Here is a 13,528-nt window from a genome sequence, read left to right as displayed (position 1 = left end):
CGGCAGCGGCGCCGTGAAACAAAGGTATACCCGCCATGTCCAGGGTTCTGGTCGTTGTTTTCAGTTTGTTGCTTTTGTCCATTATCGCCGGGATCGCTGTTGTTGGCAGCGTTCTGTGGCACTTTGGACGTGATCTGCCGGACTATCGGCAGCTGGCTGACTACCAGCCACCGATCACAACGCGCCTTTATGCCGGCGACGGGCGGCTGATCACTGAATATGCTGTCGAAAAACGGGTTTTTGTCCCTGTCTCCGCCGTACCCCGCCGGGTTGTCGATGCCTTCCTGTCCGCTGAAGACAAGAACTTTTACCAGCACTACGGCCTGGATCTGACAGGCTTGGCCCGCGCGGTTATCGTCAATGCCCGCAATTTCGGTTCCGACAAACGCCCGGTTGGGGCCTCTACAATCACGCAACAGGTCGCCAAGAACTTTCTGCTGACCAACGAAGTATCCATAGAGCGCAAGATCAAGGAAGCCATTCTGGCCCTGCGTATCGAGCAGGCATTCTCCAAGGATCATATTCTGGAGCTGTACCTGAACGAAATCTATCTTGGCTACGGTTCCTATGGCGTAGCAGCAGCAGCCCTGAATTACTTCAACAAAACGCTGGATCAGCTCACCGTTGCCGAAGCAGCCTATCTGGCCGCTGTCCCCAAGGCCCCAAACAACTATCACCCGGTACGCAAACACGCCGCTGCCCTGGAGCGACGCAACTGGGTCATCATGAGAATGCTGGAAGACGGCAACGTCAGCCCGGAAGAAGCCACCGCAGCACTGGCAGACCCCCTGGAAACCAAGGACCGCGATGAAACAGAGTATGTCCAGGGCGCTGATTTCTTTGCAGAAGAAGTCCGCCGGCAGATTGTCGCCCGCTATGGCGAGAATTCCCTTTACAAGGGCGGCCTTGCCGTCAGGACAACACTGGACCCTATCTACCAACACCTTGCTGAAAAAGCCCTGCACAACGGCCTTATTGCCTATGACCGCCGCCATGGCTGGCGGGGTGTTCTGGCAGAGCTGGCTGACCCGGGTGCCTGGAAACAGGTTCTGGGCACATTCCGCCCCCCCCTTGGCACACCCGAACATTGGGGACTGGCCGCCGTTCTGAAGGTTGAACGGGAACGGGTCGTGGTTGGCTTTGCCGACGGCAGCACCGGAACTGTTTCCTTTCAGTCCATGAAATGGACACGGGCGCAAAGCCCGGGCGCTATCGTCAAGGTTGGCGATATCATCCTGGTTGGGGAAACCAACCGGGCACATGAATACAGCCTGGAACAAATCCCCAAGGTAGAGGGGGCGCTTGTGGCCATGGATCCCCATACCGGACGCGTTCTGGCCATGGTGGGTGGCTTTTCGTCCGAACGGTCGGAGTTCAACCGCGCCACACAAGCCCTGCGCCAGCCGGGATCGGCCTTGAAGCCGTTTATCTATCTGGCTGCCCTTGAGTCGGGATTCAGCCCGTCAACCCTGATCATGGACGCCCCCTTTGTGTACGACCAGGGCCCGGGCCTGCCGCTCTGGAAACCTAAAAACTACTCCGGCCAATACTATGGCCCAACCACCCTGAGGGTCGGGCTGGAGAAATCCAGAAACCTGATGACCATCCGCCTGGCCCAGGCCACCGGCATGGACAAGGTTGCACACACCGCTGAAATCTTCGGCATCGACCGGAAGTTCCCACGCAATCTGGCTTCATCCCTCGGGGCCGGGGAAACCACGGTTCTGCGCTTGACAACAGCGTATGCCATGCTGGCCAACGGCGGAAAACGGATCACACCAACCCTGATCGACCGAATCCAGGATCGTAGCGGCACAACAGTATACCGGCATGACACACGCCCATGCCCGGATTGCCGGGATGTGTTCTGGACAGGACAGCCGATGCCGGAAATCCCGGATTACCGGGAACAGATTGCAGATCCACGCAGTGTGTACCAGATCGTGCATATTCTGGAAGGTGCGGTCCAATATGGTACGGCACGTCGCCTCGCACCGCTCGGGGTTCCCATGGCGGGCAAAACCGGAACCACAAATGACAGCAACGACACCTGGTTCGTCGGATTTACCCCGGATCTGGTTGTTGGCGCCTTTGTCGGGTTTGATGAACCCAAGTCACTGGGACAGCGGGAAACAGGTGCCAGTACAGCCCTGCCAATCTTCCACGATTTCATGAAAGAGGCCCTGAAAGGAAAGCCGGTACGCCCCTTCGCGGTCCCACGCGGGATCCAGCTGGTCCGGGTGGATCACCGCAGCGGCCGCCTGGCCATGCCTGGTGACAGCGATGTCGTCCAGGAAGCGTTCAAGGTCGGCAACAGCCCGGGCTTTACCACCGGCGCCGTTGTTGACGGATCGGCAGCCATGGCAGAAAGCGTTGAAAGCCAGGACGATGCCGTCATTACCGACGAAGACGCACTTCTTGGCCCTGCCGATGTGTACCGCGAACCAGCCGACAGTGCAAAACGCCCCCCGCCCCGCCAGGATGGCCAACCCCGGGCCGGCGGGCTGTACTGAATGCAGGTATCCCATGCCGCAGGGTTGATACCACGGGCAAGATGCCATAAAACCCTCCTCCGTCAGGTGCAATGCCGGACACGGACATAAAAGCGAACAGGAAAGATACGAAACCATGCGCGCTGAAGCACAGGCGATGGCCGATGAGATCAAGCAGGCAATGGCCCTGCTGAGGAGGCATCTTTGACTGGGATACAGCCCACCTCCGACTGGATGAACTGAACGCCTTGGCTGAAAACCCGGCACTGTGGGACAAACCGGCTGAAGCCCAGAAGGTGATGCAGGAACGCACCCGCCTGGAACAAGCCCTGACCAGATTTCGCAAGCTGGAAGAGGAGTTTGAGGACGCCTGCACCTTGGTTGAACTTGGCGAGTCTGAAGGTGATGAGCCAACCGTCGAGGAAGGACTGGCCGCCCTGCGCCAGGTTCACGCGGAGACCGAGAAGCGCCAGCTGGAAAGCCTGCTCTCCGGCGAGGCAGACGCCAATGACGCCTATCTGGAAATCAATGCGGGGGCCGGCGGTACCGAAGCCCAGGACTGGGCCAACATCCTGATGCGCATGTATACCCGCTGGTGCGAGAAACACGGCTACAGCGTCGAGATTCTCGAGGAATCGGAAGGTGAAGAAGCTGGCATCAAGTCTGTCACCCTTCAGGTCAAGGGGCACAATGCCTATGGCTGGCTGAAAACCGAAAGTGGCGTGCACCGGCTGGTACGCATTTCACCGTTTGACAGCTCGGCCAGACGGCATACCTCGTTCTCGTCGGTATGGGTCTACCCGGTTGTTGATGACAACATCGAGATCGAGATTGCCGAAAGCGATTGCCGGATCGATACCTACCGGGCATCAGGGGCGGGTGGACAGCACGTCAACAGGACCGAATCCGCCGTGCGTATTACCCACATACCAACAGGTGTTGTCGTGGCCTGTCAGACACAACGGTCGCAGCACCAGAACCGCGATGCCTGCTGGAAAATGCTGAAAGCCCGCCTGTACGAGCTGGAACTCCAGAAACGCGAAGCGGCAAGCCAGGCCGAGCAGGACGCCAAGACAGACATTGGCTGGGGGCATCAGATCCGTTCGTACGTGCTGCAACCCTACCAGATGGTCAAGGACCTGCGGACCAGCCTTGAAACATCCGATACCCAGGGTGTTCTGGATGGCGATCTTGATCCGTTCATGGCAGCATCACTGGCACAGAAGATCAAGGGATACGCCGACACGGCCAACAGCGGATAGACAATGAACAACTTGGTCAACATAGCAGGGGCAACACTGGGCATTGGTATTGCCCTCTATGTTCTGGCTGTTTTTGGCATGTTCGCCTTCCAGCGTCACCTTCTGTATAAGCCGGAAGGAATACCGGCCCCGCCAAAGGCCAATGATGTGCCGGAAATGCGTGAAATCCTGTTCCGCACAACCGACGGGTTGGCTCTTGCGGCCTGGTGGTCTCCACCCCCGTCGGAAGAGGCAGCGACTGTCATTATCTTTCACGGCAATTCGGGAAACCGGGCGTGGGTAGCCCGCAAGATCCGCCTGTATCTGGATGCCGGCTTTGGCGTCATGGCACCGGATTATCGGGGATTTGGCGGAAATCCCGGCTCCCCCAGCGAAGATGGCCTGCGGATCGATGCGGTAGCGGCACGCAACTATGTTCTGGAAGAAGGCGTGCGTGAAAATCGTCTTTTCTATCATGGTGAGTCGCTGGGAAGCGGTGTGGCCACCTGGCTTGCTACCGAACATCCGCCTCGTGGGCTGATTCTGGAGGCCGCCTTTACCAGTATCCCGGATGTCGCCCAAGGAATTTATCCATGGCTTCCGGCCCGGGCTGTCGCACTTGACCGCTTTACGTCACTGCGCCGTATCGGTCAAGTACGGGCACCGGTTCTGCTGCTGCACGGCGAGAAAGATGAAACGGTGCCCCACACGCACAGCCAGGAACTTCTGGAAGCACACCCCGGCCCCAAGCAAAGAATTACGTTCCCTGACGGCGAACATGCCAATCTGTATGACCACGGGGCCGGTGTGATCGCCATCAGCTGGATACACGACCAGCTCTATTCCCGGGAATCCGGATCCGCTGCTTCGGGCTCAGGATCACTGCCTGCGCCGGAGCACTTGTAATAACTGCGATGCGGTGTTGCGACCGAACATTGCCAGTGTGATGTATGGGAAAACAGGGCTGTCCGACCGGTTCTGCGGCACTGCGCATCCGCCATGTCCTGCAGAACAGCTGGATCTTCATCCGAAACGTGGCAGATCACAATGCGATCCATGGTCGAAGCCCCAACCTGCTTGCCGGGGGATCCAGCCTCACGCCGGCTGTCAACCCATGGTGCCCCGGTACAACCGGCCACAGAGACCGCCAGCAAACATACGGACCCCAGAACCATCACTTTCCGACACACAGACCGCACAGTATTACTCCTGCCTGTAAAAGAATGTCCTTCTTACCCCTCAAGACAAGATGGAGCAACAGGGACGCCATCACCACCCTTATTGATATTAGTTATCATTATCATAAATGATGTGGATTCCGGGTCACAACAGCCCTATAGTGAGCGTATCCTTGTTCGGTTCTGCCTTCCCGGAGCGTACCTGATGTTTTCCGACAAAACCCTGACCCCGCGCGAAGCCATACGCTTGTGCATTCTGGGAACTGTATACCAGAGTACCATGCATTACGCTGATCTGGCCTCCTCTGCACGACTTTTTATTACGCGGCTGTCCGGTCCATCGCTGGAGCTGATGGGGACGTCAGTAGAGCTGCTGCGCTACGAAGGACTGATTGAACCTTTGGATGGAAAGGGCATGGAAGACAACGCGCGTGTTGCCATAACAGAGGCCGGCCGGAATGCATTCCGTACCCTGATGACAGCCCCCCTGCGGCCTGCCAGCGATCTGTCCAAGCTTGTCACTGCACTGAAGTTCCGTTTCCTCCACCTCCTTCCCCCGGAAGATCAGCGTGAACAGGTTGATCTTCTGGTGGAAACACAGGAAACAGGCTTGGCCCGACTGGCTGATCTGCGCGATGCGACAGCCGCTGATTCCGGCTACATGACACGCTGGCTGGATGAAGAAATACTGCGGGCAGAACAGAGACTGTCATGGCTACAGGGCCTGCGCGACCAGGTTGCCCCCTGAAAACACGAACAGGGCGACCGTGTTATAGCGCCTGCGCTCTTGCGCCATAAAAAACAGCGCCCACATCGGGGCGCTGTTTCGCGGAAACAAACGGATCAGAACGCCGGAACAATCGCCCCCTTGAAGGTATCCCGGATGAAGGTACGAATGTCTTCTGACTGATAGGCTGCCACCAGATCCTTGACCCAGCCCTCGTCCTTGTCCTTTGACCGGACGACAATAATATTGGCATACGGGCTGCTGGCATCTTCAATCACAATAGCATCTTTCAGCGGGTTGAGGCCCGCCTCCAGGGCATAGTTGGTGTTGATCGCCGCAATATCAACATCATCTAGGGAACGTGGCAGCTGGGCGGCATCCAGTTCTATGAATTTCAGTTTTTTCGGATTGCCGGTCACATCCGCCGCACCGGGCGTCATGCCGGCAGACGGATTGACGGTTATCACGCCCTTGGCTGCCAGCAGGAGCAACGCCCGGCCACCATTGGATGGATCATTGGGGATGGCAACCTTTGCCCCCTCTTTCAGGTCGGACAGGGACCGCACCGTGCGCGCGTAAACCCCCATTGGCTCGACAAAGTTTGTCCCGGCCACGGCCAGATCAACCCCCAGCCCCTTTTTCTGCTGTTCCAGATACGGAACATGCTGGAAGCTGTTGGCATCAAGATCACCGTTGGCCAAAGCCTGGTTGGGCAGAATATAGTCGCTGAAGGTGATAATCTTCAGGGTATGCCCTTTCGTCTTGATCAGCTCGGCCACCTTCTCGACAACCTGTTCGTGCGAGCCTGGCGTCACGCCAATACGGATCTCCTTGGCTTGGGCAAGAGAAATCAGGGTACCTGTAACAACAGCGGCCGCAGCCAGAACACCATACAAACGCATTGTAGAACCCCTTTATAATCTGCGTATCCCGTTACTGGATATTTCGTTTGTCAGCCTTGCGGGCCAACCAGTCCCCCAGTGTCTGGAGCCCCTGCACCAGAGCCACCAGGACCACCACCACGGCAATCATCACGTCCGGACGGAAGCGCTGATAACCATAACGGATTCCCAAATCCCCAAGACCACCCCCGCCAACAGCACCCACCATGGCGGAGTACCCAATCATCGCCACCAAGGCGAGGGTAATACCGTGGATCAAACCCGGCAGGGCTTCGGGGAGCAATACCTTGAACACCACCTGCAAGGGCCTTGCGCCCATTGCCTGGGCAGCTTCAACCAGACCGGCATCTACCTCGCGCACAGCCCCCTCGACAATACGGGCCAGAAAGGGTACTGCGGCCACGGTTAACGGAACAATTGCCGCCGTTGTCCCGATAGAGGTCCCGGCCACCAGCCGTGTAAACGGAATAATGGCGACGGCCAGAATAATAAAGGGCACCGACCGGGCGGCATTGACAACCGGCCCAACCACAACCTGGAACCAAGGCATCTCGAAGAGCTCACCCCGACGGCTTGTGGCCAACAGCACCCCAAGCGGAGCACCAAGCAGCACACTCAGGAACAGGGACACCGAGACCATGTACAGCGTCTGCAGGGTTGCCTCCCACAAGATGCCGATCGTGGCACTATCGAGCAGCAGTTCGTGAATCGAAGGCATGGCCGTTCTCCAGGGGAATCACATTGCCGTCTTCTTCCTCGTGACCATGCGCAAGCAGCAAACGGGTCACCGGGTGACGGGGGTCAGCAAAAACATCGGCTGTCGTACCGCTTTCCACCACTTCACCGTGGTCCATGACGGCAACCTTGTCACACAAAAGGCGTACCACCTCCATTTCGTGGGTGATCACCACCATGGTCAGGTTAAGACGCCGGTTGATATCTTTCAAAAGGCGCAGGATCTGGCGTGTGGTCTCCGGATCAAGAGCCGAGGTTACCTCGTCACACAGCAGAACATGGGGCTTGCTGGCCAAGGCCCGCGCAATGCCAACCCGTTGCTTTTGTCCACCGGATAGTTCCGACGGATAACGGTCACGCTTGTCTGCCAGTCCGACCAAAGGCAGGAGCGGCTCCACCGCCGCCTTTATATCGGCACGCGAGGCCCCCGCCAGCTCCAGTGGCAAAGCGATGTTCTGGAACACCGTGCGCGAGGACAACAGATTAAAGTGCTGGAAAACCATCCCGACCCGACGACGAAACAGGGGAAGTTCCCTCTTGCTCAGGGCCAGGACATCGATGCCATCAACTTCCACCAAGCCGCTGGTCGGGCGCTCAAGAACATTGATCGTCCGCAACAAGGTTGATTTCCCGGCACCGGAACGACCGATAATACCAAAGACCTCCCCTTCCCCTACGGTCAGGGTGATGCCCTTCAGGGCAGCATGAGGCAAAGTGCCCTTGCGGGCAGGATATACCTTGCACAAATCAACAAGACGGATCATTCAGGATCCTCCGGGCAACAAAAAAACCGCCAAGCCTTGCTGCCTGCGGCGCTTTGGGTATTCCCGTGCACTCGCTTTAGCCGCATTTATTAAGCGCCCGCAAGCTGAGAAGCAAATCGGCGCTGTGTACACACGTTAGCGGAAAGAAAGCATACAATCAAGCCCTAAAAGTACAAAATATCCGGAAGGACAAAACCGTGCGGTTGGGTTTCCGCCAGAAAGCCGGAATCCAACCGCACCCGGAAGGCAGGCAATCAGCCCAGACGCACCAATGCGTGCTTCTTTTTGCCTGCCGAAAGACGCACAGCACCATCCACCAGATCCGTCCGCGTCAGACAAAAGGCCTCGTCCCCAACGCGGGTATCATTAAGGCGAACACCCCCACCACGCACTAAACGCCGGGCCTCGCCCTTGGATGCTGCCAACCCGGTTGCAACCAGAACATCAAGGACAGAAACGCCCGCGTCCAAGGCAGAACCATCCAGCGACACCGATGGCAGATCATCACCGGCACGGCCGCGTTCAAACGTTTCCTCGGCGGTACGGCGCGCCGCAACCGCTGCCTCATCACCACGGGCCAAAGCTGTAACCGCATCTGCCAGAATCTTCTTGGCTTCGTTGATTTCAGCCCCCTGCAAAGACTCAAGACGTGCAATTTCATCCAGGGGCAACTCCGTAAACAGGCGCAGGAAACGCCCGACGTCCGCATCCTCGGTGTTGCGCCAGTACTGCCAGAAGTCATAGGCCGGCAAGCGCTCCTCGTTCAGCCACACGGCGCCGCTGGCTGATTTCCCCATCTTGGCACCGGATGCTGTTGTCAGAAGCGGCGAGGTCAGACCAAACACCTCACGATACGACTCTGTACCACCCTGCACGCGCCGCGTCAGTTCCACCCCGTTGACGATATTGCCCCATTGGTCGGATCCCCCCATTTGCAGGCGCACCCCTTTCCGCCGGGCCAGCTCGCAGAAGTCATACGCCTGAAGGATCATGTAGTTGAATTCCAGGAACGTCAGCGGCTGTTCCCGGTCCAGACGCAAACGGACTGAATCAAAGGACAGCATCCGGTTGATAGTGAAGTGGACACCGTACTCACGCAGAAACGTGATGTAATCGATACCGGACAGCCAGTCATTGTTGTCCACCATCATGGCGTCGGTGGCAGCATCACCAAACGTCAGATAACGGGCAAACACCTTGCGAATACCGGCCATGTTTGCCGTAATCTGCTCATTGGACAGCAGGCGACGGGCTTCGTCCTTGCCAGAAGGGTCACCGATACGCGTTGTACCGCCGCCCATCAGAACCACCGGCTTGTGCCCGGTCTTCTGAAGCCAGCGCAGAAGCATGATCTGGATCAGGGAACCAACGTGCAAACTGTCGGCCGTGCAGTCAAAGCCGATATAACCCGGTACAACCCCGGCACACAAGGCATTGTCAAGGTTTGCCAGGTCGGTACACTGGTGAAAATAGCCCCGCTCGCTCACCACCCGAAGAAATTCAGAGCGGGGGGTGTAAACAGCGGTATTCATCGACAGGTTCCTTTTGTACAGCAGTCAAAACAGGGGTAGAAATCAGGACAGGGGGCAAGCTTTAGCATACCTGCCCAGACACGACAACGGAGCCGGAACCTCAATGCTTCACCTGCCCTGCCGCGCCTTGGGACTGATGAGCGGCACGTCGCTGGACGGTGTGGATGCCGCCCTGATCGAAACGGATGGTGAGCGGGTCCACGCTTTTGGCCCTTTCCTGACCCAACCTTGGCCGGATGGTTTCCGCGATACACTGCGCGGGATCCTGGGGGAGAAGGACAACACAGAACAGGTCCGGCTTGCAGAACAAACCCTGACCGACGTACACGCCCGGGCCGTATCAGCCCTGCTGGAGAAAGCAGGGCTGGGCGCGCAGGACATCGGGATTATCGGCTTTCACGGCCAAACCATCCTGCACCGGCCCCAGCAACGACAAACCCGGCAGATCGGGGATGGTGCGCGACTGGCAGCCCTGACTGGTACACCGGTTGTCTTTGACTTCCGCAGTGCCGATGTCTCTGCCGGAGGACAGGGGGCGCCACTGGTACCGGTCTATCATCAGGCCCTGCTGGGATCTGTGGCCGATACAACGGTGGTGCTCAATATCGGCGGGGTGGCAAATGCCACGGTCATCACACCCCGGGGGCCCCTGATGGCGTTTGACACCGGGCCGGGCAATGCCCTGCTCGACGATTGGGCCCAGCGCCATACCGGCATACCGGCTGATACCGACGGTACCTTGGCCAAGGCCGGAACCGTTGACCACAAGGCCCTGGCCACCATGCTGGATGACCCATGGTTCCACAAGCCACCCCCCAAGTCCCTGGACAGGGATGATTTTGCGGGCATGATGCGCCACATTAACTCTCTGGGTGCGACTGACGGCGCCGCAACCCTGACAGCATTCACCGTTGAAAGTGTCCGCCTGGCACTGCGCTGGATGCCGACACCTCCAGACCGATGGCTGGTCTGCGGGGGAGGACGCCACAATCCCGCGCTGATGTCCGGGCTGCGGGCAACCCTTGGGAACGTTGATCCGGTTGAAGCTGTCGGATGGAACGGCGATGCCCTGGAAGCACAGGCTTTTGCCTTTCTGGCCGTGCGCCATATCAGGGGGCTGCCGCAAAGTTTCCCCGGTACAACCGGCTGCCCCCGCCCAATGACCGGAGGGCGCCTTGCCCCTGTACCGGGGCACGAAAAACCCGGCTGAGCAACAGCCCAGCCGGGTTCCCGCAATACAAAACAAGGAACTATTCGCTACGGCGTCCAATCAGCAGGCCATAACCGGCACCGCGACTGTCCGCAGCTACACGACACGAGCCGGGCCAGGGCGGCAAGCCGCGGTCACAATGCAGGGCAGAGACCAAGGCCGGACCAGAGGCCGACGAAGAGAGTGCCATCACGGATTTCGGCAGCACATCATCCCCACCTTTGCCCAGCGCGGACGACAAGACGGCAACCGCATTTCCGGCAGCCCCGGCACCCGCCGCCGCAATACCGGAGCGGAATTCGTTGACATGGTCATTGATGGCCAACGCAACCGCCAGAGGCGTATCGCCACCGGACGCAGGTGTCAGGAAGCTTCCAAAACCGGGGACCATCCGCCCGGTTCCGAACGGCTTGCGCATGGTCAACGCACACGCCACGGCTGAACCGGACGGATCAACCACTACAAAACCGGTACCACCGCCGTTCAGCCCTGCAACGGGCGCAACGGCACGCTTGATCCAGGCATCATGAATGCTGCCACCGGCACCGGACATCGGAGGTGTATACAGGGTATCATGCCCGTTCACGATCGTTTCAGGGGTGACCCAGCGCGGCTTCCACGACCGCATATGCTCAAGGGTCAATGAAGCCCCGGCATGCCTGGATGCGGCAACAAACTCGCGCCCCAGGACACCACCATACAAGTCAGCCGGATTCCGGCGCAGTCGTCCGATGAAGGCCGCCAAATCCATTTGGGTCAGATGATCGCCGGCCCGCACCGGCTCGCCGGTACCCCGGGCAAAAACCTGACGCGCTGCGGAATCGTGAACCAGACCGGCGCCATGCGTGCCCAGATCAACAGCCAGTGCCCTGGAAACGGGTTCCCCGAACCGGGCCAGTTGCTCCGCCGGGCCAAGAATTTCTTCCCACCGCATACGGCCATAGCGGGCATGCAGGGCAAACAAGCCACGCGGCAGGGCTGGCACGGCTGCAGAAGACTGTCCGGGCAGGAAGTCCAGCACCTCGGTTGTCCCTTGAGCCCGGTCGTGCACCACGCAGATGCCGCCCCCGCCGATACCGGCAGATGACGGCAGGGTTACGGCCAGCGAGAAACCCGCGGCAACAGCGGCATCAACCGCTGACCCACCGGCCGTCAGCACATCACGCCCGACCAGAACAGCCCGCGGCTCATCTGCCACAATCCCGCCAGCAAAACCTTTTACATAACCTACTGTTCCGGTTTTCAGGTCACGGGCCGGATCCCAGCATCCGGACAGAGCCGGGACCAGGGCTGTCATGACCATCGCCACAAACAGCCCCCGTTGACGGGGAAACATCCCCACCCTACGCTTTGTTTCTCTTTCCGGGGTCAAGACTGTGCACATATTCTTCTCGATCACTCGCATGTTCCGATACGCTGTCCTGGCATTGTCAGCCATGGCGATTATTCCGGGGAATGCCCTGGCCGGACGGGGTGGAGGCATCCTGCGGGATGCCGAAGTAGAAAGTATCATTCGTTCCTATGCCGATCCACTGTTCCGAGCCGGCGGCATTCCACCGGCCAGTGTCAGGATACGGGTGATCAATGACCCGTCGCTGAACGCCTTTGTTACATCCGGATCACGGATGTACATCCACTCCGGCCTTCTGGAACGTACCGAAAACCCGGAACAACTGATCGGCGTCATTGCCCACGAAACAGGACATATTGCCGGAGGGCATATTGTCAACCGGATCGATGCCCTGGAAAAAGCCGGCATATCCAGCCTGGCGGCACTGGCAGCAGGTATTGCCATCGGTGCGGCATCAGGTCGACCGGATGCCGGGCTGGCCGTCACATCACTGGGAACCAGCGTGGCAACCCGGAACTATTTCTCTTTCTCCAGAACACAGGAAGCTTCAGCGGATGCCTTTGCCCTCAAGGTCCTGGACAAGACCGGGCAAACCGCAGAGGGGCTTCTGGAATTCTTTCATATCCTGGAAGGTCAGGAATACCTAGCCTCGGCCAGCCAGGATCCCTATGTCCGGACACACCCGCTGAACGCAGAACGCATATCTGCCGTTGCCGCCCATGTGGAACAATCTTCCGCAACAACGCATGCACCAACGGCACAGATGGCCGCACACAAGAGAATGGTGGCCAAGATGTTTGCCTTCCTGCAAACCCAGGGCCGCACCCTGCAGAAATATCCGGAAACAGACCAATCTGTCGCGGGACGCTATGCCCGCGCCATCGCCTACTTCCGCCGTGGAAATACGGCCAAGTCCCTGCCCCTGATTGACGGCCTTCTGAAAGAGTATCCGTCCGATCCCTACTTTCATGAACTGCGCGGGCAAATGCTGGTGGAAAATGGGCGTGTTGCCGAAGGACTGCCAAACTATCGCAAGGCTGTCTCACTGCTGCCCAACGAGCCCTTGATCGCCACAAGCTATGGCCATGCCCTGATTGAAAGTGGATCACCCGAAGCCATGAAGGAAGCAGCACAGGTCCTGCGAACAGCCCTGGCCCGTGATCCGGAGAACAGTTTTGGCTGGAGACTTCTTGGCACAGCATGGGGACGCACCGGGAATGAAGGCCAGGCATCATATGCCCTGGCCGAATACGCCCTGCAAACCGGTGACCCCTCGCAGGCGTCCTTTCATGCCGGAAAGGCCGAAAAGCTTCTGGGGCAAAGCCATCCCCTGTGGCTGAGGCTTCAGGACATCAAGATGGAAGCGCAGAACCAGCTTGACAAGAAGTAGGCCTTT

The 13,528-nt window shown here is 58.7% G+C and carries 11 protein-coding genes and 1 pseudogene; 6 read left to right on the top strand and 6 right to left on the bottom strand.

Annotated elements, in window-relative coordinates:
• The first annotated feature begins 35 nt into the window (after positions 1–35).
• The 3 genes from HEQ72_RS04120 (at position 36) to HEQ72_RS04110 (ending at position 4,639) form a co-directional block, all read left to right on the top strand.
• The gene (locus HEQ72_RS04120) at positions 36–2,513 is read left to right on the top strand and encodes a penicillin-binding protein 1A (RefSeq protein WP_168022639.1); all 2,478 of its coding nucleotides are present in this window, start codon (positions 36–38) and stop codon (positions 2,511–2,513) included.
• A gap of 115 nt (positions 2,514–2,628) precedes the next feature.
• A protein-coding gene (gene prfB / locus HEQ72_RS04115) for a peptide chain release factor 2 (protein WP_168022638.1) occupies positions 2,629–3,754 on the top strand; the annotation gives its coding sequence in 2 pieces (ribosomal slippage) (positions 2,629–2,697 and positions 2,699–3,754; 1,125 coding nt in all).
• A gap of 3 nt (positions 3,755–3,757) precedes the next feature.
• Positions 3,758–4,639, top strand: coding sequence for an alpha/beta hydrolase (locus tag HEQ72_RS04110; protein WP_168019669.1), 882 nt, complete (start codon positions 3,758–3,760; stop codon positions 4,637–4,639).
• On the opposite strand, the gene HEQ72_RS04105 is transcribed toward HEQ72_RS04110, so the two are convergent.
• On the bottom strand, positions 4,573–4,932 hold the full coding sequence (locus HEQ72_RS04105) for a hypothetical protein (RefSeq protein WP_168019671.1): 360 nt from the start codon (positions 4,930–4,932) through the stop codon (positions 4,573–4,575). The genes HEQ72_RS04110 and HEQ72_RS04105 overlap by 67 nt on opposite strands.
• A 184-nt stretch (positions 4,933–5,116) precedes the next feature.
• On the opposite strand from HEQ72_RS04105, the gene HEQ72_RS04100 reads away from it, so the two are divergent.
• The gene (locus tag HEQ72_RS04100; RefSeq protein ID WP_168019673.1) at positions 5,117–5,659 is read left to right on the top strand and encodes a hypothetical protein; all 543 of its coding nucleotides are present in this window, start codon (positions 5,117–5,119) and stop codon (positions 5,657–5,659) included.
• Positions 5,660–5,754: 95 nt separating this feature from the next.
• Here the strand turns inward: HEQ72_RS04100 and HEQ72_RS04095 are convergent, their stop codons facing one another.
• The 4 genes and pseudogenes from HEQ72_RS04095 to tyrS all read right to left on the bottom strand — a co-directional run bounded on the left by HEQ72_RS04095 (position 5,755) and on the right by tyrS (position 9,571).
• The gene (locus tag HEQ72_RS04095) at positions 5,755–6,540 is read right to left on the bottom strand and encodes a MetQ/NlpA family ABC transporter substrate-binding protein (RefSeq protein ID WP_168022637.1); all 786 of its coding nucleotides are present in this window, start codon (positions 6,538–6,540) and stop codon (positions 5,755–5,757) included.
• A 31-nt stretch (positions 6,541–6,571) separates the two neighbouring features.
• The gene (locus tag HEQ72_RS04090; RefSeq protein WP_066134819.1) at positions 6,572–7,258 is read right to left on the bottom strand and encodes a methionine ABC transporter permease; all 687 of its coding nucleotides are present in this window, start codon (positions 7,256–7,258) and stop codon (positions 6,572–6,574) included.
• Positions 7,259–7,319: 61 nt separating this feature from the next.
• Positions 7,320–8,039 (bottom strand): annotated as a pseudogene (locus tag HEQ72_RS04085) (methionine ABC transporter ATP-binding protein); the annotation flags it as partial.
• A gap of 254 nt (positions 8,040–8,293) precedes the next feature.
• Positions 8,294–9,571 (bottom strand): tyrosine--tRNA ligase, encoded by a 1,278-nt coding sequence (gene tyrS / locus HEQ72_RS04080; RefSeq protein ID WP_168022636.1) that lies wholly within the window; start codon positions 9,569–9,571, stop codon positions 8,294–8,296.
• Between the two features lie 103 nt (positions 9,572–9,674).
• On the opposite strand from tyrS, the gene HEQ72_RS04075 reads away from it, so the two are divergent.
• On the top strand, positions 9,675–10,781 hold the full coding sequence (locus tag HEQ72_RS04075) for an anhydro-N-acetylmuramic acid kinase (RefSeq protein ID WP_168022635.1): 1,107 nt from the start codon (positions 9,675–9,677) through the stop codon (positions 10,779–10,781).
• A gap of 40 nt (positions 10,782–10,821) precedes the next feature.
• Here HEQ72_RS04075 and HEQ72_RS04070 read toward each other — a convergent pair whose 3' ends face one another.
• Positions 10,822–12,219: a gamma-glutamyltransferase gene (locus HEQ72_RS04070; RefSeq protein ID WP_245184118.1), complete on the bottom strand. Its 1,398-nt coding sequence runs from the start codon at positions 12,217–12,219 to the stop codon at positions 10,822–10,824.
• Here HEQ72_RS04070 and HEQ72_RS04065 point away from each other — a divergent pair.
• Positions 12,218–13,522, top strand: coding sequence for a M48 family metalloprotease (locus tag HEQ72_RS04065; protein WP_168019681.1), 1,305 nt, complete (start codon positions 12,218–12,220; stop codon positions 13,520–13,522). The two genes, HEQ72_RS04070 and HEQ72_RS04065, sit on opposite strands and share 2 nt — an antisense overlap.
• Positions 13,523–13,528: the final 6 nt, after the last annotated feature.

The sequence above is a fragment of the Haematospirillum sp. 15-248 genome (assembly GCF_012102665.1).
Taxonomy (GTDB): Bacteria; Pseudomonadota; Alphaproteobacteria; order Rhodospirillales; family Rhodospirillaceae; genus Haematospirillum.
The sequence above is the reverse complement of the archived record's forward strand: the minus strand, read 5'-3'. Positions and strand labels throughout refer to the sequence as shown.

Bases quoted from the DNA above. Each gene is read 5' to 3' on its own strand.
- HEQ72_RS04110 (WP_168019669.1), top strand. From the start codon at position 3,758: ATGAACAACTTGGTCAACATAGCAGGGGCAACACTGGGCATTGGTATT.
- HEQ72_RS04095 (WP_168022637.1), bottom strand. From the start codon at position 6,540: ATGCGTTTGTATGGTGTTCTGGCTGCGGCCGCTGTTGTTACAGGTACC.
- HEQ72_RS04090 (WP_066134819.1), bottom strand. From the start codon at position 7,258: ATGCCTTCGATTCACGAACTGCTGCTCGATAGTGCCACGATCGGCATC.
- HEQ72_RS04075 (WP_168022635.1), top strand. From the start codon at position 9,675: ATGCTTCACCTGCCCTGCCGCGCCTTGGGACTGATGAGCGGCACGTCG.
- tyrS (WP_168022636.1), bottom strand. From the start codon at position 9,571: ATGAATACCGCTGTTTACACCCCCCGCTCTGAATTTCTTCGGGTGGTG.
- HEQ72_RS04100 (WP_168019673.1), top strand. From the start codon at position 5,117: ATGTTTTCCGACAAAACCCTGACCCCGCGCGAAGCCATACGCTTGTGC.
- HEQ72_RS04065 (WP_168019681.1), top strand. From the start codon at position 12,218: ATGGCGATTATTCCGGGGAATGCCCTGGCCGGACGGGGTGGAGGCATC.
- HEQ72_RS04070 (WP_245184118.1), bottom strand. From the start codon at position 12,219: ATGGCTGACAATGCCAGGACAGCGTATCGGAACATGCGAGTGATCGAG.
- HEQ72_RS04120 (WP_168022639.1), top strand. From the start codon at position 36: ATGTCCAGGGTTCTGGTCGTTGTTTTCAGTTTGTTGCTTTTGTCCATT.